24 protein-coding genes are annotated in these 23,643 nt (G+C 63.6%); 16 read left to right on the forward strand and 8 right to left on the reverse strand.

Features of this window, described 5'->3' with window-relative positions:
• Positions 1 to 147 precede the first annotated feature (147 nt).
• Positions 148 to 717, forward strand: coding sequence for a NifU family protein (locus NKJ90_RS05540; protein WP_023762746.1), 570 nt, complete (start codon positions 148 to 150; stop codon positions 715 to 717).
• Between the two features lie 184 nt (positions 718 to 901).
• On the opposite strand, the gene NKJ90_RS05545 is transcribed toward NKJ90_RS05540, so the two are convergent.
• Positions 902 to 1,519, reverse strand: coding sequence for a L,D-transpeptidase (locus NKJ90_RS05545; protein WP_023762747.1), 618 nt, complete (start codon positions 1,517 to 1,519; stop codon positions 902 to 904).
• Positions 1,520 to 1,746: 227 nt separating this feature from the next.
• On the opposite strand from NKJ90_RS05545, the gene cueR reads away from it, so the two are divergent.
• Positions 1,747 to 2,169, forward strand: coding sequence for a Cu(I)-responsive transcriptional regulator (gene cueR / locus NKJ90_RS05550; protein ID WP_023762748.1), 423 nt, complete (start codon positions 1,747 to 1,749; stop codon positions 2,167 to 2,169).
• Positions 2,170 to 2,379: 210 nt separating this feature from the next.
• Here cueR and NKJ90_RS05555 read toward each other — a convergent pair whose 3' ends face one another.
• Entirely contained in the window at positions 2,380 to 2,541 is a 162-nt protein-coding gene (locus tag NKJ90_RS05555) for a hypothetical protein (RefSeq protein ID WP_023762749.1), read from the reverse strand.
• Positions 2,542 to 3,310: 769 nt separating this feature from the next.
• Positions 3,311 to 3,847, reverse strand: coding sequence for a hypothetical protein (locus NKJ90_RS05560; RefSeq protein WP_031261310.1), 537 nt, complete (start codon positions 3,845 to 3,847; stop codon positions 3,311 to 3,313).
• Between the two features lie 153 nt (positions 3,848 to 4,000).
• Between NKJ90_RS05560 and NKJ90_RS05565 the strand changes: the two genes are divergently transcribed.
• Entirely contained in the window at positions 4,001 to 4,501 is a 501-nt protein-coding gene (locus NKJ90_RS05565) for an MmcB family DNA repair protein (RefSeq protein WP_023762752.1), read from the forward strand.
• Positions 4,502 to 4,504: 3 nt separating this feature from the next.
• Here NKJ90_RS05565 and nhaA read toward each other — a convergent pair whose 3' ends face one another.
• The 5 genes from nhaA to NKJ90_RS05590 form a co-directional block, all read right to left on the reverse strand.
• Positions 4,505 to 5,701, reverse strand: a complete 1,197-nt coding sequence (gene nhaA, locus NKJ90_RS05570; protein WP_023762753.1) for a Na+/H+ antiporter NhaA — start codon at positions 5,699 to 5,701, stop codon at positions 4,505 to 4,507.
• A gap of 184 nt (positions 5,702 to 5,885) precedes the next feature.
• Entirely contained in the window at positions 5,886 to 6,449 is a 564-nt protein-coding gene (locus NKJ90_RS05575; RefSeq protein WP_023762754.1) for an ActR/PrrA/RegA family redox response regulator transcription factor, read from the reverse strand.
• 85 nt (positions 6,450 to 6,534) lie between these two features.
• Positions 6,535 to 7,860 carry an ActS/PrrB/RegB family redox-sensitive histidine kinase gene (locus NKJ90_RS05580; protein ID WP_023762755.1) on the reverse strand — a complete coding sequence of 442 codons (1,326 nt, stop codon included), beginning with the start codon at positions 7,858 to 7,860 and terminating at the stop codon, positions 6,535 to 6,537.
• 31 nt (positions 7,861 to 7,891) lie between these two features.
• Entirely contained in the window at positions 7,892 to 10,471 is a 2,580-nt protein-coding gene (hrpB, locus tag NKJ90_RS05585) for an ATP-dependent helicase HrpB (RefSeq protein WP_023762756.1), read from the reverse strand.
• Positions 10,472 to 10,518: 47 nt separating this feature from the next.
• Entirely contained in the window at positions 10,519 to 11,409 is an 891-nt protein-coding gene (locus NKJ90_RS05590; RefSeq protein WP_352485776.1) for a DMT family transporter, read from the reverse strand.
• 28 nt (positions 11,410 to 11,437) lie between these two features.
• On the opposite strand from NKJ90_RS05590, the gene NKJ90_RS05595 reads away from it, so the two are divergent.
• From NKJ90_RS05595 to NKJ90_RS05655, 13 genes are all read left to right on the forward strand, one after another.
• A complete protein-coding gene (locus tag NKJ90_RS05595; protein ID WP_352485777.1) occupies positions 11,438 to 12,130 on the forward strand; it encodes a PIG-L deacetylase family protein in 693 nt (230 codons plus the stop codon).
• Positions 12,131 to 12,402: 272 nt separating this feature from the next.
• On the forward strand, positions 12,403 to 13,734 hold the full coding sequence (locus NKJ90_RS05600; RefSeq protein WP_023761529.1) for an ABC transporter substrate-binding protein: 1,332 nt from the start codon (positions 12,403 to 12,405) through the stop codon (positions 13,732 to 13,734).
• A 224-nt stretch (positions 13,735 to 13,958) separates the two neighbouring features.
• Positions 13,959 to 14,906 carry a carbohydrate ABC transporter permease gene (locus NKJ90_RS05605; protein ID WP_032907930.1) on the forward strand — a complete coding sequence of 316 codons (948 nt, stop codon included), beginning with the start codon at positions 13,959 to 13,961 and terminating at the stop codon, positions 14,904 to 14,906.
• Complete coding sequence (locus NKJ90_RS05610; protein WP_023761527.1) at positions 14,903 to 15,853, forward strand: carbohydrate ABC transporter permease; 951 nt, start codon at positions 14,903 to 14,905, stop codon at positions 15,851 to 15,853. The genes NKJ90_RS05605 and NKJ90_RS05610 overlap by 4 nt, the downstream gene beginning before the upstream one ends.
• Positions 15,854 to 16,196: 343 nt before the next feature.
• Positions 16,197 to 16,400, forward strand: a complete 204-nt coding sequence (locus NKJ90_RS05615; RefSeq protein ID WP_023761526.1) for a hypothetical protein — start codon at positions 16,197 to 16,199, stop codon at positions 16,398 to 16,400.
• A 2-nt stretch (positions 16,401 to 16,402) separates the two neighbouring features.
• Positions 16,403 to 17,515: an ABC transporter ATP-binding protein gene (locus tag NKJ90_RS05620; protein ID WP_023761525.1), complete on the forward strand. Its 1,113-nt coding sequence runs from the start codon at positions 16,403 to 16,405 to the stop codon at positions 17,513 to 17,515.
• Entirely contained in the window at positions 17,508 to 18,521 is a 1,014-nt protein-coding gene (locus NKJ90_RS05625) for an ABC transporter ATP-binding protein (RefSeq protein WP_023761524.1), read from the forward strand. The genes NKJ90_RS05620 and NKJ90_RS05625 overlap by 8 nt, the downstream gene beginning before the upstream one ends.
• 84 nt (positions 18,522 to 18,605) lie before the next feature.
• Entirely contained in the window at positions 18,606 to 20,249 is a 1,644-nt protein-coding gene (locus NKJ90_RS05630; protein WP_023761523.1) for a dihydroxyacetone kinase subunit DhaK, read from the forward strand.
• A 72-nt stretch (positions 20,250 to 20,321) separates the two neighbouring features.
• A complete protein-coding gene (gene dhaL, locus NKJ90_RS05635) occupies positions 20,322 to 20,924 on the forward strand; it encodes a dihydroxyacetone kinase subunit DhaL (RefSeq protein WP_023761522.1) in 603 nt (200 codons plus the stop codon).
• Complete coding sequence (gene dhaM, locus NKJ90_RS05640) at positions 20,921 to 21,310, forward strand: dihydroxyacetone kinase phosphoryl donor subunit DhaM (protein WP_023761521.1); 390 nt, start codon at positions 20,921 to 20,923, stop codon at positions 21,308 to 21,310. Before dhaL ends, dhaM begins: the two co-directional genes overlap by 4 nt.
• Before the next feature lie 21 nt (positions 21,311 to 21,331).
• Positions 21,332 to 21,634, forward strand: coding sequence for an HPr family phosphocarrier protein (locus NKJ90_RS05645; RefSeq protein ID WP_023761520.1), 303 nt, complete (start codon positions 21,332 to 21,334; stop codon positions 21,632 to 21,634).
• The gene (gene ptsP / locus NKJ90_RS05650) at positions 21,618 to 23,204 is read left to right on the forward strand and encodes a phosphoenolpyruvate--protein phosphotransferase (protein WP_023761519.1); all 1,587 of its coding nucleotides are present in this window, start codon (positions 21,618 to 21,620) and stop codon (positions 23,202 to 23,204) included. The genes NKJ90_RS05645 and ptsP overlap by 17 nt, the downstream gene beginning before the upstream one ends.
• Positions 23,205 to 23,215: 11 nt before the next feature.
• On the forward strand, positions 23,216 to 23,638 hold the full coding sequence (locus tag NKJ90_RS05655) for a hypothetical protein (RefSeq protein ID WP_023761518.1): 423 nt from the start codon (positions 23,216 to 23,218) through the stop codon (positions 23,636 to 23,638).
• Positions 23,639 to 23,643: the final 5 nt, after the last annotated feature.

A 23,643-nucleotide genomic window follows, 5' to 3' on the forward strand; every position in this document is an offset into this window, starting at 1 on the left:
TCAACACACCTTCGATCACCTCCCGGGGGCGCAAAAACATTCCGCCAGCCAGCCGTTCCGACGATGCGTTTCGCTTGAATGTCCAGCGGATTGGGCCTATTTAGAATTATTCCAAACTAGCTGCCCGAAACGGGCACGGAGACGGCCATGTTCATCCAGACCGAATCGACGCCAAACCCGGCGACGCTGAAATTCCTGCCCGGCAAGGAAGTGCTTCTGGAAGGCACCGCCGATTTCCGCGATGCCGAGAGCGCCTCAATTGCCTCGCCGCTCGCCGGCCGGCTGTTTGAAATTGCCGGCATTACCGGTGTTTTCTTCGGCTATGACTTCATCACCGTGACCAAGGATGGCCCCGACTGGCAGCATTTGAAGCCGGCGATCCTCGGCGCCATCATGGAACATTTCATGTCCGGTGCGCCTGTCATGGCCAAGGCCGGCCCTGCCGCCGAGACCAGCCTGACCGGCGAGTTCTACGACAAGGCTGACGAGGAACTGGTCATCACCATCAAGGAACTGCTCGATACGCGCGTGCGCCCGGCGGTTGCCCAGGATGGCGGCGACATCACTTTCCGCGGCTTCGAGAACGGCACGGTGTTCCTGCACATGAAAGGCGCCTGCGCCGGCTGCCCGTCGTCGACGGCGACGCTGAAGCACGGCATCCAGAACCTTCTGCGCCACTTCGTGCCGGAAGTGCAGCAGGTCGAACAGGTTTCTTGACGGTTCAGCTCGCCGCCTTGCCGGCTAACAAACTCGATCCATCGCAAAAAACAAAAAACCGGGCCAAAGTGCCCGGTTTTCTGTTTGGGACGTCCGTTGTTGCCTAGACGGTCCGCGTACGAAAGCTGCCTCTATCTGATCATGATTTTTCCGAGAACCGGTACCGGTTTCTCGGGATCATGGTCTAAAGAACAATGACCTTGGCGCCGACCGAGGCGCGGTCATAGAGGTCGATAATGTCCTGATTCATCAGGCGGATGCAGCCCGACGACATCGCTTTGCCAATCGAATTCCATTCCGGGCTGCCATGCAGGCGATAGCCCGAATCACCGCCCTTGTTGAACAGGTACATGGCGCGCGCACCGAGCGGGTTCTTCAGGCCCGGCTCCATGCCGCCGGCAAATTTTTCCAATTCGGGCTGGCGCTGAATCATCTGCCTCGGCGGCGTCCAGGTCGGCCATTCGCGCTTGAGCGCAATGTGGGCGGTGCCGTGCCACTCGAAGCCTTCGCGGCCGACGCCGATGCCGTAGCGAATAGCCCGGCCGTCAGCTTCGACGAAATAGAGGAACTTGTTCTGCGTATCGACGATGATGGTGCCCGGCTTTTCCGGGCTGTCGTAGTTCACTTCCTGCCGATGGTACTTCAACGGCACTTTCTCGATCGGGACGCGCGGCAGCTGGTAACCGGCGTCGGTAACCGCGCCATAGTCGTTGGAAAAAATCTGCGAGCCGATGGTGCTGCAACCGGCGATAGCAGTGGACAGCGCCAGTGCGGCGACGATAGCAAACGACTTCATGCGCATCAGGTGATCCGGTGCCCCGCCCCAACTTCGGCGGCACGAGTCGGCCGCTGTTTCGCAATCATTCATGCTGGCATTTTCTTTGCTTGCCAAGCGCGCGATGCCTATATGCCGAAGTTGACGTGCCGGTAAGCGTGCCACTATGGCATTTTGGCAACAGCCTTCACAGGATTGTGGAGGAAATTCAATGGCCGCGCCCACGGCTTCATCAGGAATCGAGGAGAACTGTCATGAATGTCGGTGACGCCGCCCACCGTTCCGGCCTGCCGGCCAAGACCATCCGCTACTATGAAGAGATCGGCCTGATCGCTCCGGCGCGCGCCGTCAACGGCTACCGCGACTATTCCGAAGACGACATCCACCGGCTGACCTTTTTGCGCCGTGCGCGCAATCTCGGCTTTTCCATTGATGATTGCCGCCAGTTGATGGCGCTCTACCAGGACCGCGACCGCGCCAGCCACGACGTGCGAGAGATCGCCGCCGCCCATGTCACGGCGATCGAGGAGAAGGTGCGCGAACTGCAGTCGATGCGCTCGACCTTGCAGAAGCTGATCCACGCCTGCCATGGCGACGAAAGGCCGGATTGCCCGATCCTCGATGACATGGCGGGGGCGGCGTTGCTCAGCGACAAGCGTGCCCCGGCGCCTGCATAAGGAACCTCGCGTCGACAAGGCTCGAGCGGTGCCTTGGCGCACGGATTGTCAAGCCGGCGCCAAGAAAGCCCGTCGCCGCCGGCGCGGCAGTTCGATCGTCACAATTTCCTTCCATATCTGGGCGCGTCATTCGACCGCACTATTTCATCCTTGTCGCAATGATCAACGACGGAGGTTGGCATGGATCGGCGATTGTTTCTGACTGGAATGCTAGGAATGGCCGGGGCCGCGACCGTGGTCGCACTTGCGCGTCCTGCCACTGCGTTGGCCGGCATCCCGAATACGGGACCCGGCATTCTCGATGAACTCGACCGACCGTCCGACGATATCCTGGACCAGGATGGTCCTGACGGCATCGAGTTCGTGCGGCATCGCAGGTGGCACCGCCGCCGTCGTCGCGTCTGGAGAAGAGTTTGCCGTCGCTATTGGCGTTACGGTTACTGGCGCCGCAGGTGTTTCCGCAGATCCTTCTGGATCCGCTTCTGACCGACACGCGCGGCAAACAGGAAGGCCTCCGCATTCGCCGGGCCTGCGCTATCGCTGTCGGCTAGACTCGATCAGGCCAAAAAGGCCCGCCGCTGCAGGGCGGCGGGCAGTTTCTGGAGTGCCAGGGGATCAACCCGGCATTGGCTCAACGAGGGGGCCATGGGTTAGTTGCAAAAAGGCACACGGGGACTCGCACAGGGGGTTCGATTGTACGATCATAACCAAGCCGGGAGGCGCATTGCCCACCTTTTGAGCCGCGCTAAACTTGAAAGGCGGCAATCCTAAATCCGCCGCAGGTGGCCGACGCGATTAGGCAATGTTGTCTCACCGGCATCCGCGTCGGCCATTTTGGCAACGACTATCATTTGAGCGCGAGGGCGAGTTGTCATCCTGATGACCGGCACTTCCTTTGGTGGCAGGGTCGACGCGACTTACATCTCGGCCAACTGAGGCACGTCCAATGGACATCTCCGGACTGTCAGATTTTGTGAGTGGACCTCAGGTCTTGGCCCCGTTTGCCTGGCTGTTGATGGAAGACAGCGGCCCGGCAGCCTTTCCTTTGGGTGGACCGCTACCGGGCCTGACCGGAGCGGGGTGTCATGGGGGAGCTCCGGCTGCCGCCTAAAATACCACTTTTTCCTTATATGCGCTCTAGCTAAATTAAAGAGAGGCTATGCGCCTGTTGCTGGCGGCAGTCATCAGGGGGAAACGAACGAGGCGCCGCGGTGGCCCGGGCCCTGTCAAAATTGAAATCGCCTGGGTGCGACCGTTCCAGGCACCTGCATGAAGCGTCGCCGAAGGCCGAAGCGAGATCGCAGGCAAGCAAGGCCGCCATTCCTCGGATGGAATGAAACGAGGCGATGAGCGAGAGCGCCTTCCGGACTTCGATGGTACGGTTTTTACCAAGGCTCTCGCCCTTGTCGCCGGATGCTAGTCTGGTGAGGCGGCATACCCCCAAAGTCGCCGCAGTGGCCGACGCGGCTTCGGCAATGCCGCCCCACCGGCATGCGCCGGCCACTTCCTGGCGACCTTGGCTTGTCGCCGAGTTGGCGAACCCGGGTGCGCCGATATGAACCGCGCAAGGGGATGATACGGCTTCTTTAGGGCGTTCCAGGATATCAGGCTTCTTTGAGCCGTTCCTCGCAAATGGGAAGGCACCAATCAGAGATGCGATCCAACGCAGGCCCATCATCAGGACTTCCCATGGTGTTTGGGGCATGACGTTGCTTCTCTCTGTTGGCAATAATGCTATTTTAGGATTATATTCCTATACGCGGGGCTTGTCAATCGGTAGTTGCCCGGAAAGTGGGTTCAAACCGTGAACAGAATCTGGCATGGTGTCGCCATGCCCATTATCTCCCCCATCTCAATCAACCCACTCATCGACGGTCGCCAGTCCGAACGCGCCATGCTGGTGCGGCGGGGCGTGCAGCGGCTGTTGATGGAGATGGGCGCGCATGTGCTGCCGGAGCTGTCGCTGGCCACCGGCCGCCGTGCCGACCTCGTCGCACTGACGCGGCAGGGCGACATCTGGATCATCGAGATCAAATCCTCGATCGAGGATTTCAGGGTCGACCGCAAATGGCCCGACTACCGGCTGCACTCCGACCGCTTCTTCTTCGCCACCCATCCCGGCGTGCCCTCGGAGATCTTTCCCGAAGAGTGCGGCTTCATCCTTTCCGACGGCTACGGCGCCGAGATCATGCGCGATGCGCCCGAGCACCGCATGGCGGCGGCAACGCGCAAGGCGCTGATGCTGCGGATCGCGCGGGCCGGCGCGTCACGGCTGCTGGCAGCCGAACTTGCCGGAGTGTCGGTGCCGGCGCTCGAGGGTGAGAGCGAGTAAGCCTTATCCTTCGCTCTCTTCCAGGCCATCCTCGGCCGGCGCCATCAAAAGCACTGCAGCACCCAAGATAGCGGCGACGAAGGAGCCGGCGAGGATGCCGACCTTGACCGCATCCTGCAATGCCACGTCACTGGCGAAGGCGAGCAGGCCGATGAACAGGCTCATGGTGAAGCCGATGCCGCACAGCAGCGAGATGCCGATCATGTGCGCCCAGCCGGCATTGACGGGCAGATCGGCAAGCCCGAACCGGATGGCAAGTACCGACGAGCCGAACACGCCGACCAGCTTGCCGACCACGAGGCCGGCGGCGACACCCAGCGTCAACGGTTCGATCAGCGCGCCGAAGCTCAGGCCGGCGAGCGAAACGCCGGCATTGGCAAAGCCGAAGATCGGGATGACGACAAAGGGCACTAATTTGTGCAGGCCGTGCTCGAGCCGGTGCAGCGGCGAATGGTCGAGATCGTGGCCGATCCCGGCGGAGCGTTCGAGCGGAATGGTCAGCGCCAGCGCGACGCCGGCAAGCGTCGCATGGACGCCCGATTTCAGCACCAGCACCCACAGGACGACGCCCAGCACGAGATAGGGCAGCAGCGTCATCACCCGCATGCGGTTGAGCACGACGAGCGCGGCGATGACCGCGAAAGCGGCGCCGAGATAGGTGAGCGACAGTCCGCTGGTGTAGAAGATGGCGATGATGATGACGGCGCCGAGATCGTCGATGATGGCAAGTGCTGTAAGGAACACCTTCAGCGAAGCCGGCACACGGCTGCCGAGCAGCGACAGCACGCCGAGCGCGAAGGCGATGTCGGTGGCGGTCGGGATCGCCCAGCCTGACAGTGCCGCCGTATTGTCGCGGTTGATGGCGACATAGACGAGCGCCGGAACCACCATGCCGCCGGCGGCGGCGATGCCGGGCAAGGCGCGCCGGGGCCAGGTGGAGAGCTGGCCATCCAGCATCTCGCGCTTGATCTCCAGCCCGACGAGCAGGAAGAAAACCGCCATCAGTCCGTCATTGACCCAGTGCGACACGCTGAGCGGGCCGAGATAGGCATGAAGAGCGGAAAAGTAGGCTTCGGCGAGCGGCGAATTGGCGACGATCAGAGCCAGAGCCGCCGCCATCATCAGGATGATGCCGCCGGCCGCCTCGCTATCGAGAAATTCGCGAAGGACGGAAACCGGCCGCTGCTTCAAATCCTGCATGTCGCCTCCGTTAAGCCGCGTCACTCGCAATGTTGCGCAGGTGTCGCTGGGGACGCAAGACACCTGTTCGCGTTGGCAGATCGCATACCTCGGAGACTGGCCGAAACGCCCATCACTTCGTCATGCTATGGCGGAGCAAGGAGCGAAGCGAGGCGGCGCAGACCCGAGGATGACGACGCTCGGTTTAGCGCGGTGCGCGCTTGGCCAGTATCCGCTGCAAGGTGCGGCGATGCATGTTGAGCCGGCGCGCGGTCTCCGAGACATTGCGCTCGCACATTTCATAGACGCGCTGGATATGCTCCCAACGGACGCGGTCGGCCGACATCGGGTTTTCCGGAGGCGCCGCGCGCTCACCGGCGGTGCGGGTGAGTGCAGCGAAAATATCGTCGGCGTCGGCGGGCTTGGAGAGGTAATCGACGGCGCCGAGCTTAACCGCGGTCACCGCGGTGGCGATGTTGCCGTAGCCGGTCAGGATGATGGCGCGGGAATCGTCGCGCTTTTCGCGGATGGCCGCGACCACGTCGAGGCCGTTGCCATCGCCGAGCCGCATGTCCACCACGGCGTAGGCGGGCGGATTGGCGCGTGCCTTGGCAACCGCCTCCTCGACGCTCTCGGCCGTCTCGACGACGAATCCCCTGGTTTCCATGGCGCGGGCCAGGCGCGTAAGGAACGGCTTGTCGTCATCGACGATGAGCAGCGAGGTGTCTTCGCCTTCAACCATTGCGCCAATATTTTCGTCGCCTGTCATAGTCTCAAAATTCCTGCTGCCTTAATTTTACGCAGATATAGTTCCCAAGCCTCATTGTCCAATTTTTAGAGCTCCTTCAAGGCTCTCAGGCGGTGTCGAACATGCTGGCCGAAGTGATTTCCGGATTGAGGAACACACCACGCGGCCACGAAATCTGTACCACGGCGCCCTCACCCAGGCCGCTCGAATTGCGGAAATCGAGCGTCGCGCCCGAGCGTTCGAGCAAGGTCTTGGCGATGAACAGGCCGAGACCCAGGCCGCCGCCGGCTTCGTTGCCCTGGCGCGTCGACATATAGGGCTCGCCGATGCGGTCGATGATCTCGGCCGGAAAGCCCGGTCCGTCATCGATGATCGAGAAGGTGACGGTGGCCTCGTTCCAGCTCCAGCCTACGGTGACGCTCTTGCGGGCGAAATCGACGGCATTCTCGACCAGATTGCCGAGGCCGTAAATGACGCCCGGATTGCGGCGCCCGACCGGCTCGGGCCCGATGCGCTCGCCAGGCCGAAGCTTGATCGAGATGCCGAAATCGCGATGCGGGGCGGTGACCTCCTCGACCAGCGAGGTCAACGGCAGCCGCGAAAGATGCGCCTCGCCCTCGGACGACAGGCTGGTCAGGCGCTTGAGGATTTCGCGGCAGCGCTCGCTCTGCGAGCGAAGCAGCTTCATGTCTTCCCCGTATTTCGGATCGTTGCCGAGCGCCTTTTCCATCTCCTTGGTGACAAGCGCGATGGTGGCCAGCGGCGTGCCGAGCTCGTGAGCGGCCGCGGCGGCAAGCCCGTCGAGCGCCGAGAGGTGCTGCTCGCGCTGCAGCACCAACTCGGTGGCGGCGAGCGCATTTGCAAGAAGCCTTGCTTCGGCAGCCACGCGGAAGGCGTATATGGCGGTGAAGGCGATCGAGGACAGCACCGCCATCCACATGCCGGCGACATAGATGAAGGGCATCTCCAGCGGCGCGTCCTCATGCCAGGGCAGCGGCAGATGGACAAAGACCAGCAAGGTCGCCGCCGACATCACCAGCCCGCCGAGGATAGCCGTCAGGCGCAGGGGCAGCGATGTCGCCGAGATGACGACGGGCACGGTCATCAGCAGCGAGAACGGGTTGGTGAGGCCGCCGGTCATGTAGAGCAGGCCGGCAAGCTGCAGGCTGTCGAAGATGAGGATGCCGAAGGCCGCAAGTGGGGTGAGCCGGTGCGCCGCCGGAAACCGGAAGGCGAGAAACAGGTTCATCCAGGCCGAACAGGCGATCAGCGCAAAGCACAGGCTGACCGGCAGCGGAAACTTCAGGCCATAGGCAACGACGAGAACCGCAACGCTCTGTCCGACGATCGCAAGCCAACGCAGACGGATCAGGGTGTTGAGGCGCAGTCTCTGGCTCTGCTGGAAATCGGGCGAATGCAAAACGTTGGTCATGGCCTGAAATACAGCCGCGGGACGGCAAGCGCTAGGTACCTCTGGGTTTTGCCCGGGCCGTGGCGGCGGCGAGCAGCGGATTTTCGGGCCAGACATGCTTGGGATAGCGGCCGCGCATGTCGGCGCGCACATCGGCCCAGGAGCCGCGCCAGAAGCCGGGCAGGTCGCGTGTCGTCTGGATCGGCCGGTGCGCCGGCGACAGGAGTTCGAGCGTCAGCGGCACGGTGCCATTGGCGATGGCGGGGTGGCGATCGAGGCCGAACAGCTCCTGCACGCGAACCGCCAGCACCGGCCACTCGCCGTCATAGCGGATCGGCACATGGCTGCCTGACGGAACATCGAAATGGGTTGGCGCCAACGTGTCGATCTTGCGCTGGAGATCGTGCGGCACGAGTGTGGCCAGTCCGGTCGAGACGACGCCCGCATCGATGGCGGCAAAATTTGCCGCGCCGGACAGGAACGGCAGCAGCCAGTCGTCGAGGCGCTCGATGAGGGCGGCATCCACCATATCGGGCCAGGGCGCGCCAAGGCCACGATGCAGCCAGCCAAGCCGCTGGCGCAGCGTTTGCGCCTCCTTGCTCCAGGTCAGCAGCGACAGCCCGTGCTCGCGCACCGCATCAAGGATGGCCTGATCGGCATCTGTGCCGGTTGGCGGCGGCAGCATGCGCTCGGCAAGCGTGATCGCGCCGAGGCGCACGGTTTCGCGCTCGCGCACGGCACGCTTGTCGCGGTCGAAGCTCGTTTGCCTTCGTGTTTCGATCCTGCCGGCAAGTGCTGCGCGGACATCGTCCTCGCTAATTGCCGCCGCCGCCGTGATGCGCGCATTCTGCGCCTTGCCCTGCAGGTCGGCGACGACCAGAAACGGCTCGCCCGCCAGCGGATCGGCGGCGTCGAGCATGGCGCCCGAACCATTGGCCAGCACGAAACGGCCGCGCTCTCCACGCGCCTTGGCGATGCGATCCGGCCAGGCGTGGACGAGCAGGGGACCGGCTCGACCCTCCCCCTTGTGGGGAGGGTCGATCCGCGTAGCGGATCGGGGTGGGGTCGGTTCGGGCACGCCATCGGCGACCCCACCCCGTCTCCCTCGCGTCGCTGCGCGCTGCTCGCTCGCCGACTCTCCCCTCGAGGGGGAGGGTAAGGCCTGTCTCGCCAACCGCTCGGCGAGCTGCCTCGCGGCGGTGGCGCGCAGCGATCGTTCCGAGCGAAAGCGCATCAGTCGCCGCTCCAGGTCGGCTCCATCGCCGCCACGGCCGCGTTCGGTGAGCAGCACGGCAAGCATGGCCGCCTCGAAGGCATGGCCGCTCTTCGCTGCCTCGGCGACCATATGTGCCAGCCGTACGGGCAAAGCGAGCTTGCGAATCGCCGTGCCCGCTTCCGTCAGGCGGCCCGCCTCGTCCATGGCATCCAGCGCGCGCAGCAGCGCCCGGGCCTCGTTGAGCGCCGGCGCCGGCGGCGGATCGAGAAAGGCGAGCCTTGTCGGATCGGCGACGCCGAAGGCGGCGCAGTCGAGCAACAGGCCGGATAGGTCCGCCTCGAGGATTTCGGGTGGCGTGAAGGCGGCGAGTGCTGCCGTCTGCTCGGCCCGCCACAGCCGGACGGCGACGCCAGCTTGCGTGCGCCCGGCACGGCCGGCGCGCTGGTCGGCGGAAGCCTTGCTGACGCGCACGGTCTCCAGCCGGGTGAGGCCACTGGCCGGCTCGTAGCGCGGGAGCCGCGACAGGCCGGAATCGATGACGACCCGCACGCCGTCGATGGTGATCGAGGTTTCGGCAATCGACGTCGCCAGCACCACCTTGCGGCGGCCTGGAGGCGCTGGCTTGATCGCCGCATCCTGCGCCTTGCCGTCGAGCATGCCGTAGAGCGGCACGATGTCGGTATCGGCACCGGTCCTGCCGGCCAGCCGCTCGGCGGTGCGTTCGATCTCGCGCTGGCCGGGCAGGAAGGCAAGCACGCTGCCGCTCTCATCGGCAAGGGCGGCGCGGATCGCCTTGGCCATGGCGTCCTCGACGGTGGTGCCAGCGGCGCGCTCGTCATGGCGGATGTCGACAGGAAAGGCGCGACCCTCGCTCTGGATCACCGGGGCGCCCGACAGAAGTTTGGCGACGCGCGCGCCGTCGAGCGTCGCCGACATCACCAGCAGCCGCAGATCCGGCCGCAGCGCACCCTGCACGTCGAGCGCCAGCGCAAGACCGAAATCGCCGTCGAGCGAACGCTCGTGGAATTCGTCGAAAATGACAGCCGAGACGCCGGGCAGTTCGGGATCATCGAGGATCATGCGCGCGAGCACGCCCTCGGTGACCACCAATATCCTGGTCTTTGCCGAGGTGCGGTTCTCCATGCGCATTGCGTAGCCGACGGTGGCGCCGGGCTCCTCATCAAGCAATTCGGCCATGCGGCGGGCGGCGGCGCGGGCGGCGAGCCGGCGCGGTTCGAGCAACACGGTCTTGCCGGTGCCCAGCCAGGATGCGCCGAGCAGCGCCAGCGGCACCAGCGTCGTCTTGCCGGCGCCGGGCGGCGCCACCAGCACGGCGCTGTTGCCATGGCCGAGCGCCTCGTGCAGCGCCGGCAGCACGGCGGAAACAGGAAGCTCGGGCAAGGGCTTTGTCGTCATCGCGTCCGCATATCAGCGCTGACGGTCGCCGTGCAACCGGTGCCGGCTCAGAGCCGGGTGCGGGAAAACGGGTTCCAGCGCACGGTACCCAGCCGCGCTTCCTCGCGCACCATGGTCAGCAGGCCGGCTCCACCGACGACCGCCAGGCCGACCAGCGTCAGCCCGTCGGGGTATTCCTGGAAGAACGACGCGCCAAGGATCACCGCCCAGACGATCTGCGAGTAATGCGTCGGCGCGACGCGGTTGGCGGGTGCGTATTTCATGGCCAGAAGCTGCAGGAATTGTCCGCCTGCCGTGAAGGCGCCGGCCATCACCAGCCACACCAGCTGCTTTCCGTCGGGAACGGTGAACGTGGTGGCCGCGGCGCCGATGCCGTTGAACGCCAGGCCGTAGCCGACCAGCACGCCCAGCATCGTCGTGCGCTTTTCCTGCTGCGCCAGCGAGCGCATCAGGATGACGCTGGTGGCGGCGAGGAAGGCGACGCCGAAGGCGGCAAGGTGGCCAAGGTTAAGCTCCCGAAACCCCGGCCGCACTACCAGCATGACGCCGGCAAAGCCGGCGACCACTGCCAGCCAGCGCCACGGGCCAACCTTCTCCCCGAGAATCGCCACGGAGAGAATGGTGACGCAGAGCGGCGCCAGGAAGATCAGCGCGTAGCACTCCGCCAGCGGAATGGTTGTGAAGGCATAGACGCTAAGCACGCCGGAAGCGATTCCCGCCCACGCACGCGACTGCACCGCCCAAGGCCGTCTTGTGCGCCAGAAATCACGCCAGCGTTCGTCCGCTGGGCGCGTGAAAAAGAGGAAGAAACCTGCAAACAGGGTTATGAAAAATCCGATCTCGAAGACCGTCAGCTGTCCGCCCAAGCTTTTGACAACGGCATCGCTGCCCGAATAGCTTGCATAGGCAATCAGGGCGAGCAGGATTCCGTTCGGCACGTTTTTCCATTTCCGGGGAGAGAGTGGTTTGAAAATACTGGCGCTCGGTGCGCATCCGGACGACATCGAGATCTTCATGTTCGGTACGATGGCCGCCTACGCCGCGCAAGGCGCAGAACTCACTTTTGCCATAGCCACGGATGGTGCCAGGGGCGGCACGAGCGGTCCCGCAATTCTCGCTCGCGTTCGTCGTGCAGAAGCGACGGCCGCGGCCGCGCTGCTCGGGGCGACGCTGCGCTTCCTCGACTTTCCCGACGGCGAACTGGTGGCCGATGCGGCGTTGATCGGTGCGCTGAAAATGCTGATCGGCGAGACCGGGCCGGATCTGGCGATCACGCATGCGCCCAACGACTATCACGCCGACCATCGCGCGCTTTCCGACGGCGTGCGCATCGCGGCGTCGTTCACGGTCCCGGTGCTGCATGCCGACACGATGGGCGGTACCGGTTTTTCGCCGACGCATTATGTCGACATTTCCGCGCATGCCGCTCTCAAGGTCAAGGCGATCCGGGCACATCGATCACAGGATCCGGAGCGCTTCGTCTATGCCACCCGAACGCAGAATCTCTTCCGTTCCGGTCAGTGCAACGGTGCGCAAGGTTCGTTGGCCGAGGCCTTCCGCTTCGAGCCGTTGTTCCCCTTCGCCGACATCCGCGAACTGCTGCCGCCGGCGCCACCGATCCGGTCGGTCATGGTGAGCACCAAGCGGGTCGACCGATAGGCGAGGCGCCGCTCCGTCCTGATCCGAATCGGCTGCAGGGCTTCGAACGCCCGACGAGCGAGCAGCACTTTTTCCAACGTTTTCAGACACCGCCCCCGGCATGTTGCGGCGCAGCAACGAATTCGCTTGCCTTGTTTAGTAAAAATTGCACCACTAAACAAATTACTAAACATCTGCCGCGCTGCCGCGCCGCCATGTTTGGGCCCCTGAGGAGAGGGGTTGAGGGCTTTTGAAACCGTCATCCGGACGCGTTTCGCAAATGGGAGGAAGGCATGAAATCGAGATTGAAACTGGCGTTGGGACTCACCTCGGCGATTACAGCGTCGACAGCCGTCTCGAACGTCGCGCACGCTGAAGACCTGACGCTGTGCTGGGCCGCCTGGGATCCGGCAAACGCGCTTGTCGAACTGTCCAAGGATTTTACCAAGGAAACCGGCATCGGCATGAAATTCGAATTCGTGCCGTGGACCAACTATGCCGACCGGTTCCTCAACGAGCTGAATTCGCATGGCAAGCTGTGCGACCTGATCATCGGCGACAGCCAGTGGATCGGCGGCGCCGCCGAGAACGGCCACTACGTCAAGCTGAACGACTTCTTCGACAAGGAGAAGATCAGCATGGACGACTTCGTGCCGGCAACCGTCGTCGGCTATTCGGAATGGCCCAAGAACACGCCGAACTACTGGGCGCTGCCGGCCATGGGCGACGTCGTCGGCTGGACCTATCGCAAGGACTGGTTCTCCAAGCCGGAACTGCAGAAGGAATTCAAGGAGAAGTATGGCTGGGATCTCGGCCCGCCGACCACCTTCGACCAGCTGAAGCAGGTCGCCGAATTCTTCCAGAAGCGTGAGATCGACGGCAAGACCGTCTACGGCGCCTCGATCTATACCGAGCGCGGCTCTGAAGGCATCACCATGGGCGCCATGGATGTACTCTACAGCCATGGCTTCCAATACGAGAACCCCAAGAAACCCTACGAGATGGAAGGCTTCGTCAACTCCGACAAGTCGGTGAAGGGGTTGGAGTTCTACAAGGCGCTCTATGATTGCTGCACGCCGCCAGGCGCCTCGAACAGCTACATGGGCGAAGGTGTCGATGCCTTCAAATCGGGCCAGGTGGCGATGCATATGAATTTCGCCTTCACATGGCCCGGCCTGCAGAAGGACGAGAATGTCGGCGGCGACAAGATCGGCTACTTCGTCAACCCGAAGGGTCCCGACGGCGAGCAGTTCGCCCAACTCGGTGGCCAGGGCATCTCGGTGGTGTCCTATTCCGACAAGCAGGAAGCGGCGCTGAAATACATCAAGTGGTTCGCCAACAAGGACGTGCAGGCCAAGTGGTGGTCGCTCGGCGGCTATTCCTGCCTCAACGCAGTGGTCAAGGATCCGGCCTTCCCGGCCAGCCAGCCCTACGCACAGACCTTCCTCGACTCGATGGCCATCGTGAAGGACTTCTGGGCGGAGCCCAGCTACGCACCGCTGCTGCAGGCCTCGCAAAAGCGCTTCCACGACTATGTCGTCGCCGGCCAGGGATCGGCCAAGGACGCACTCGACGGTCTCGTCAAAGACTGGACGCAGGTCTTCCAGGACGATGGCAAGATGTAATCGGCTCCTCCCGAGCTAGGCCCCTGGAGGCGGATGATTTTCAGGTCGAATCGACCAGAAATCATCCGCCTCCAGGGATAAAAAAAGAGAGACCATGATGTCGTCCGAAAACCGCTGCACACTTTTCAGCATCATGCTCTTGGTCCCGTGCCGCCCTTGGCACGGGACGCGGTTCAGATAAATTCCATGACAGAGACGACCAAGTGACCGAAGCAGGACTGACCATGCTCAATCGGACCGCGGAGAACGTTGCCCGGGCGACCCCGGAACCGTTGGCCCGCAAGGTCCGGGGCATCAGCGACAAGGGCCTCGCCTGGCTGTTCATCTCGCCGACGATCCTGTTGCTGCTCGCCATCAACATCTTCCCGCTGTTCTGGGCGATCTACCTGTCGTTTACCAACTACCGGGCCAACCGCCCGAACGAAGTGGTGAAGAACCTCGGCTTTGCCAACTACCAGCGCATCCTCGGCGACAAGGATATCTGGCTCGCCATGCAGACCACGGCGCATTTCGTGTTCTGGACAATCCTGTTGCAGACGCTGATCGGCTTCACGCTGGCCTGGCTGATCGACCGGAAATTCCGCGGCCATGCCTTCTGGACGACGCTGATCCTGGTGCCGATGATGCTGTCGCCGGCGGTGGTCGGCAATTTCTGGCGCTTCCTTTACGAGCCGCAGATCGGCTTGTTCGCCTATGCCATCTCGTTCGTCACGAGGATCCCGCCAACGGATATCCAGATGCTCTCCAACGTGTCGCTGGCGCCGTGGTCCATCATCATCGTCGACACCTGGATGTGGACGCCCTATGTGATGCTGATCTGCCTCGCGGGCTTACGCTCCATCCCCGAATACATCTATGAGGCGGCCGAGGTCGACCGCGCCTCAAACTGGCGGCAGTTCTGGTCGATCACGCTGCCGATGGCGCTGCCCTTCATCATGCTGGCGGTGCTGTTTCGCGGCATCGAGAACTTCAAGATGTTCGACATGGTCAACCTGTTGACCGGAGGCGGGCCGGGCTCAACCACCGAAGTCGCCTCGATCACTCTGAAGCGGCAGGCCTTCGAGAGCTGGCGTACGGGCTATTCCTCGGCTTTCGCCATCATCCTGTTCGTCGCGGTGTTCGGGCTGGCCAACATCTACGTCAAGGCGCTCAACAAGGTGAAGCAGAGATGAGCCTGACCACAGCCCACTCGGTCGTCGCACCCTCGGTCAACTCGAAGCGCATCGCCGGCGCGATCATCATTGCCTATGCTTTGATCTCAATCGTGCCGCTGCTGTGGATATTCGCCACCAGCTTCAAGACGCCGCCGGATTCGATCGCCTATCCGCCGAAGATCCTGTTCCAGCCTAGCCTAGAAGGCTACTGCAACCTGTTCACGACGCGGACCCGGCAGACGCCCGAATACATCAACTCGCTGGGTCCGGCGACCGGCTTCTGCGACGAGACCACGCGCAAGCGCAACATGGTCATCGCGGGCCCGTCCAACTTCCTGCCGCGCTTCGTCAATTCACTGATCATCGCCTTCGGCTCGACCTTCTGCGCCGTGTTCCTCGGCACGCTGTCGGCCTATGGCTTCTCGCGCTTCAAGGTGCCGCTCGCCGACGACCTTTTGTTCTTCATCCTGTCGACCCGCTTCATGCCACCGATCGCCGTCGCCATTCCGATCTACCTGATGTACCGCGAGCTTGGCCTGTCGGACACCGCTCTCGGCATGATCCTGCTCTACACGGCGGTCAACGTGTCGCTGGCTGTATGGCTGCTGAAAGGCTTCATCGACGAGATCCCGCGCGAATATGAGGAAGCGGCGATGATCGACGGCTATACGCGGCTGCAGGCGTTCTGGCGCACCGTGCTGCCGCAGGCGACGACCGGCATCGCCGCGACCGCCATCTTCTGCCTGATCTTCGCCTGGAACGAATATGCCTTCGCAGCGCTCCTGACCTCCGGCACGGCGCAGACCGCGCCGCCCTTCATCCCGACCATCATCGGCGAAGGCGGCCAGGACTGGCCTGCCGTGGCGGCCGGCACGACGATCTTCCTGGTGCCGATCCTGGTCTTCACAATCCTGCTTCGCAAACAATTGCTGCGCGGCATCACTTTCGGCGCGGTGCGCAAATGATTGATGTGGGAATAAGAGACCGCCGGTGTCACCGTTTCCCTTCTCCTCGTTTACGGCTACGGGATCGACACATTTGCGAACGCTTAGCATTTAGCGATAGCGCGCATGGCAAGCGGGCACATGTATCGTCTGGCGCCGCGCCAGGTCGACCCCCACTCCGTCGCGCTTCGCTCGACACCTCTCCCCCGATCGACGGGGTAGAGGAAGGGCGCGAACCTAATTCAGCCAGGCTCCCTTCCTCTCCCTCCGGAGGGGGGAGAGGTGGCGCTGCGAAGCAGCGACGGAGTGGGGGAACCACCTGGCAGCCATCTCTCCCTTTGGACGTGGAAAAGGAAGGCTACGTATGACGCGCGCCGCCAACTCCAGGAAATCATCATGGCCTCGCTGGGCCAGGCGCGGGCTGATGGAAAACATCGCCACGGCGCTGATCGCCATCGGCTTCCTGATGCTGTTCCAGCCCTTCGCGCTGTCGCTCTACACCTATTCCTTCATCACCATGCTCGCCGGCACCGTGATGTTCATCGTCGTCTCGAAATTCCCGGAATAATCATGGCCGAAATTCGCGTCCAGCACCTGAGAAAGGCCTTCGGCGATTTCGTCGCCGTGCAGGATTCCAACTTCGTCGTCGAGGATGGCGAATTCTTCGTCATGCTCGGGCCGTCGGGCTGCGGCAAGACGACGACATTGCGCATGATTGCCGGGCTCGAATTGCCGACCGGCGGCCAGATCCTGCTTGGCGGCGACGATGTCACCATGCTGCGGGCACGCGAGCGCGACATCGCCTTCGTCTTCCAGCTGTTCGCGCTCTATCCGCACATGAACGTGTGCAAGAACATCGGCTTTCCGCTCCTGGCGCAAGGCATGCCGTCGGCTGAGATCCGCACGCGGGTCGAGGAGACGGCGAAGCTGCTGCGCATCGACCACCTGCTCGACAAATCCGTCTCCGGCCTTGCCGGTGGCGACCGCCAGCGCGTGGCGCTCGGCCGCGCCATCGTGCGGCGGCCCAAATGCTTCCTGATGGACGAGCCGCTTGGTACGCTCGACACCGAATTCCGTGATCTGATGGTGCATGAACTGCGCGAGTTGCACAACCGCATCCACGCCACGACCGTCTATGTTACGCACGACCAGATGGAAGCGATGTCGATGGCCGACAAGATCGCGGTGATGAACCATGGCGTCATCGAACAGTTCGGCACACCTCGCGAAATCTACGACCGCCCGGCGACCATGTTCGTCGCCGACTTCATCGGCTCGCCGCCGATGAATTTTCTGGGCTTCGGCGGCGGACTTGCCAAGGGTGCCAGGGAGATTGTCGTGCAAGGTGCGAAAGTGGCGGTGCCGGAGGTCCGCGAGGACATCGTACCCAGCGATATGGCGCTCGGCATCCGCCCGGAACACATCCGCTTCGACGATAGCTCGAAGCTGCGCGGCGCCATCTACGGCACCGAATATCTCGGCACCACGCAGATCGTGGCGGTGGAGACGGCGGACGGCATCATCAAGGCACGCGTGCCGGCCGAAATCCGGCTCTCCGCCGGCGACCATGTCGGCCTGACGCTGAGCAGCGCGCGGCTGTCGCTGTTCGAGAAAGGATCCGGCCGGGCGGTGAGAACCGCCATCCACGATGTGGCCTCTGAGCGGAGGGCCCGTCATGGCTGACGTGCGCATCAGGAACGTGACCAAGAGTTTTGGCGATCATGCCGCCGTCAACGGCCTCGACCTGCATATATCAGATGGCGAGTTCGTCGTGCTGCTCGGGCCGACCGGAGCCGGCAAAACGACGACGCTGCGGCTCATCGCCGGGCTGGAGCGGCCGGATTCCGGCACGATCGAAATCGGCGGACACAACGCCACCGCACTATCGCCGGCCGAGCGCGACACCGCCTTCGTCTTCCAGCAATATTCGCTCTATCCGCATCTGTCGGTGTTCGACAATCTCGCCTTCCCGCTGCGCTCGCCGGCGCGAAGAATGCCGGAAGACCAGATCCGCCGCCGGGTCGAGGAGGTGGCGAGGATGGTGCGCATCCATCACAAGCTCGCCAACCGCTCGACCAAGCTTTCGGGCGGCGAAATGCAGCGCGTCGCCATCGGCCGCGCGCTGGTGCGCAAGCCGTCGATTTATCTGATGGACGAGCCGCTGTCGTCGCTCGACGCCAAGCTGCGCGGGGACCTCAGGCTCGAGCTCAAGCGCATCCAGACCGAGCTCGGCGCCACCATGCTCTACGTCACGCATGACCAGATCGAGGCGATGACCATGGCCGATCGCATCGGCATCCTTGCCGATGGCGAACTGGTGCAGATCGGTTCTCCGCGGACGATCTATTCTGAGCCGGCCAACCTGCATGTCGCGGCAAGACTAGGCCAGCCCGCGATCAATCTTCTGCCGACGGGGTTGCTGCCCGATAGTGGCGCGCCGGCGGGAACCAGGACGATCGGCGCCCGCACCGAACATCTGGCGATCGAGAAGGCTGCCAACGGCCATGCCGACGGCGTCGTCGACTGGGTGGAGCATCTCGGCGACCAGAACCACCTGCATGTGACGGTGGGACCCAAGAAACTGGTGACGCTGACCGATCCCGACACGGACCTGGCGCAGGGCGACAGAGTGGTGATCCGGTACCGGTCGCCGCTGTATTTTGGCGCCGATGGACAACGACTGATGTGAACGGACTGATGTGAGCGGTTTTCGGTGTTTGCCTGCCAAGGATTTAGCACCAGTTTTTGACTTTGCTAGTACGGGACGAATTCGATGAAGCACTTTTTCAATCGCAGGGAAACGATCGTCACCGAGGCGCTGGAGGGCCTGTTGCGAACTATTGGCGCGGGCGATCTCGCCCGTCTCGATGGCTATCCCGAAATCAAGGTCATGCTGCGCGCCGGTTGGGACAAGACGAAGGTCAGCATCGTCTCCGGCGGTGGCGCCGGGCACGAACCATCGCATGCCGGTTTCGTCGGCAAAGGCATGCTGACAGCGGCGGTCTCGGGCGAGATCTTTGCCTCGCCAAGCGTCGAAGCGGTGCTGGCGGCCATCCGCGCGGTGACCGGCCCGGGCGGCTGCCTGCTCATCGTCAAGAACTACACAGGTGACCGCCTCAATTTCGGCCTCGCGGCCGAGAAGGCGCGCGCCGAAGGGTTTCGCGTCGAGATGGTGATCGTCGCCGACGACATCGCTTTGCCTGACATCACCCAGCCGCGCGGCGTTGCCGGCACCTTGTTCGTGCACAAGATCGCTGGCCATCTGTCGGAAACCGGCCATGACCTGGCGTCCGTTGCGGCAGCCGCGCGCGCGGCGGCGAAGGATATCGTTTCGTTCGGCATGTCGCTGTCGTCCTGCTCGATCCCCGGTCAGCCGCATGAAGACCGGTTTGGTGAAAATGACGGCGAGCTCGGCCTCGGCATTCATGGCGAGCCGGGCGTCGAGCGCATTGCGGTGCAAAGCGCCGACAGGCTGGTCGCGGTCATGGCCGAACGCCTGTCGGCACGGCTCGACCCTGCGGCCAGCTACGCCCTGCTGATCAACAATCTCGGCTCGGTGCCACCGCTCGAAATGTCCGTTATCGCCAACGCGGTGCTGGCTTCGCCGCTGGCCAAAGCGATCAAGCTGACCATCGGCCCAGGCCCGCTGATGACGGCGCTCAACATGAACGGTTTCTCGCTGTCGCTGATCCGGCTCGACGCGGCACGCGAAACAGCCTTGCTGGCGCCAGTCGGCCCGCATGCCTGGATGCCGGCCAAGCCTGTTGTACCGCCCGCCGTCTTGCCGATGTCGAAAGCGGCCGGGCAAAATGCGGCGCGCAAGCCCAGCCAGGATGCACACACCAGACGCCTGATCGTCACGGTCTGCGAAAGACTGATCGCGCTCGAAGGCACCTTGAACGCGCTGGATGCCAAGGCGGGTGACGGCGACACCGGCTCGACGGCAGCGACCGGCGCACGCAGCGTGCTGGAACGGCTCGACACGCTGCCGCTTGCCGAACCTGCCGCGACCCTTGGTGCGATAGGTGACATTCTGAGCGCGTCCATGGGCGGTTCCAGCGGCGTGCTGCTGTCGATCTTTTTCACGGCGGCGGCTCAGGGTTTGGACAGCGGGGCCAAACTGGCCAAGGCGCTGCTAGCTGGCCTGGAGCGGATGACCTTCTATGGCGGTGCAAGGATTGGGGATCGGACCATGGTCGATGCCTTGGAACCGGCCCTGAAAGCGCTCGACGCCAATGGCCTGGAAGATGCTGCAACAGCGGCCCGACGCGGCGCAGAGGCTACCTCCTCCATGGAGAAGGCGAAGGCCGGACGATCCGCCTATGTCGGCAGCAAGCTGCAAGGTGTTGTGGATCCCGGCGCCTATGCGGTGGCCGAGGTCTTCGCGGCCGCCGCCGCGCTGCACGAAGCGGCCTGATGCATGCTCCAGTTGTCGAATGAGCGTTCTTTCGATACTGCCGGAAAGGTGGAAACCAGGAATGCGGGTGATATGGCGGCGCTGAACCTTGCCGGACTGATAACGGCTGCCGCGGACACGATTGCCGAGCACGCCGAAGAGTTGACGGCGCTCGACCAGGCGATCGGCGACGGCGACCACGGGCTGAACATGAAGCGCGGCTTCGAGGCGGTGCGGGCCGAGGCCGATATGTTTGCTGCCAAGCCATTGCCCGAGGCCCTGAAGGCGATCGGCACCAAGCTGGTGATGACGGTCGGCGGCGCTTCCGGCCCGCTGTTCGGAACGTTGTTCATGGCGCTCGGCAAGGAAATTTCGGCGGAACCCGATCGCACCAATCTGACCGCGGCCTTCGGCAAGGCGATCGAGGCGGTGGCCGCGCGCGGCAAGTCACAGGTTGGACAAAAAACCATGCTCGACGTCCTACAGCCGGTGCATGACGCGTTGGTCGAGGGCAAGACTGGATCGGAAATCGCCGATGTCGCCGACACTGCGGCTAAGGCGACCGTGCCGATGAAGGCCCTGCGTGGCCGCGCCTCGTTCCTCGGCGAACGTTCGATCGGCCACATGGATGCCGGCGCACGTTCGACCGCGCTTCTGGTACGCACGATCGTCGAAACGCTGGAACGTCAGCCATGAGCAATGTCGGCATCGTCATCGTTTCGCATTCGCCGCTGGTCGCCGAGGGCACGGCCGACATGGTCCGGCAGATGGTGGGCGACGAAGTGCCGCTTGCGTGGTGCGGCGGAAACGGCCATGGCGGACTCGGCACCAATGTCGAGGCGATCATGGGCGCCATCGACAGGGCGTGGTCGGAGGCCGGTGTCGCCATCCTGGTCGATCTCGGCGGCGCCGAGACCAACAGTGAAATGGCGGTGGAGATGATCGGCGAGCCACGGTCGCAAAAGATCATCGTGTGCAACGCGCCGATCGTCGAAGGCGCGGTGATGGCGGCGACCGAATCTTCCGGCGGCGCCTCGCTGAAGGAAGTGGTGGCGACGGCGCATGAATTGTCGCCGTCGTGAGCGAACGGGAAGCCTGAAGACATGTCCGCATCCGCCGAAGCGACCGTTGTGATCACCCACGAGGTGGGCCTGCACGCGCGTCCTTCGGTGAAGTTCACCAAGCTGGCCAAGACTTTTGCCGCAGAGGTGGAAATAGCGCTGGCCGCCAACGGACCGTGGTTCGACGCCAAGAGCATCGTCAAGGTGATGGCGACCAAGGCGCCGAAGGGTACGGTACTGCATATCAGGGCCAGCGGCGACGGCGCCAATGATGCCGTCGACGCGCTAGTCGAACTGGTGCGCCGCGATTTCGACGAAGGCACGGACCATGTCCGGACCGCTTAGGCTGCAAGGCATTTCGGCCTCGGCCGGCTATGCCGAGGGGCCGCTGTTCGATCTCGACCGGATTGCCGCATCCTATGTCTGCAAGGAAACAGCCGACGATGAGAAAGCCGCGCTCGAGAGCGCAATCGGCAGTGCGGCGGCTCGTCTCGCCGCTTTGATCCAAACCGCCGACGGAGACGCCGCCGACATTCTTGAATTTCAAATCGCCATGCTGGAGGACGATGCACTGAGCCGCCCGGCCTTTGCCGCGATCGAGACTGGTCAACCCGCCGATGTGGCGTGGCGACAGGCGCTCGACGCTGAGATCGCCGGCTACGATGCCTCGGACCAGGACTATTTCCACGCACGCGCCGCCGACATACGCGACATAAGGGACCAGGTGCTGCGGGCACTGACCAAGGACAGCGACATCCAGGCACCGGTCGGCGCCATTCTCTATGGCGAGGACATCGCGCCGACGCGCTTTCTCGAAACCGACTGGAACGGCGGCGGCGGCATCGCGCTGGAGGCAGGCAGCACCGCCAGCCACGTCGCCATGCTGGCGCGCTCGCGCGGCGTTCCCATGGTCGTCGGGCTGGGCGCTTCGCCGGCTCACCCCTCAGGCATCGCCCTGCTCGACGCCGAACATGGCGGCATCGTGCTGTCACCCTCCAAGGCTGACATTGACACCTTTCGCCAATCGTCGTCATCATTCTCGGCGCGCCGCGACCGGGCTGGGACTTTCCTGGCACGGCCGGCGGTGACCAGAACCGGCACGCCCGTTCGCGTGCAGGTCAACATCGCCGACCCGTCCGAAGTCGACAGCATCGACATCGCCACCTGCGACGGTGTCGGGCTGATGCGCACCGAATTCCTCTTCGGCAGGACGCTTCCGGATGAGGAGACGCAATATCGCGCCTACCGCAAGGTGCTGGAGTGGGCCGGCGACAAGCCGGTGACGATCCGTACCGTCGATGCCGGCGGCGACAAGCCGGTGCCCGGCTTCACCGTCGAGGAGAGCAACCCGTTTCTTGGCCTGCGCGGCATCAGGCTGTCGCTGGCAAGACCGGAGGTTTTTCGTGTACAGATCCGTGCGCTGTTGCGCGCAGCCGTGCACGGCAGTCTGAAGGTGATGTTCCCGATGATCGCCGTTATTGAGGAATACAGGCAGGCAGCGGCGATATTCGCTGAGGAACAGGCCGCGCTTGCCGCGCGCGGCATCGCCCAAAAGATGCCGCCACTCGGCATCATGGTCGAAGTGCCTTCGGTGGCGATCGCGCCGGAAGCGCTTGCCGAGGTCGACTTCTTTTCTATCGGCTCAAACGATCTCACCCAATATGTCATGGCGGCCGCCCGCGACAATGCCGCGGTGGCACATCTGAATTCGGTTCGTCATCCTGCCGTGCTGCGGCTGATCGCTGCCGTGACCGCGTTTGGCCTGCGTGAAGAAATCCCGGTCAGCCTGTGCGGCGATGCCGGCGGCGATCCCGCCTCGATCCCGTCACTGCTCGAAGCCGGCCTGCGCGACCTTTCCGTCGCTCCGGCGCAACTCGCCATGGCCAAGGCGGCCATCGCCGACGTTTCGATTTAGGCGCGGCTGGCATGATCGACAAGAAACCCGAACCCGGCTCCGAAGAGGCAATCCGCGCCTACAAGACGATCCTGTCGAACGTCATCGACCAGCGTCCGTCCGGCATGCGCCAGCGCCTTGCAGACGCGCTCGGCAAACACCGCAGCTTCGTCACGCAGATTTCCAGTCCGGCCTATTCGATCCCGATTCCGTCCAAACATTTGCCGGCTATATTTTCGGTGTGCCATTTCAGCCCGGCCGAGCGTGACCAGTTTCTCGCCGCCTACCATCAGGCGCATCCCGGCAAAATGTCCGTCGCCGCAGGGATGCGCAAGACGCGGCATGTTTCGCTTGTTGTGCCCGATTTCGGCGACGACAAGCAGAACGCCGCGCTCGACAGGGCGGTGAACGACTTCATCCAGAAGATCACCAGCATCACCGGCAAGGGTGGCTGATCGTT

Source organism: Mesorhizobium sp. M0051, from assembly GCF_040323235.1.
Taxonomy (GTDB): Bacteria; Pseudomonadota; Alphaproteobacteria; order Rhizobiales; family Rhizobiaceae; genus Mesorhizobium.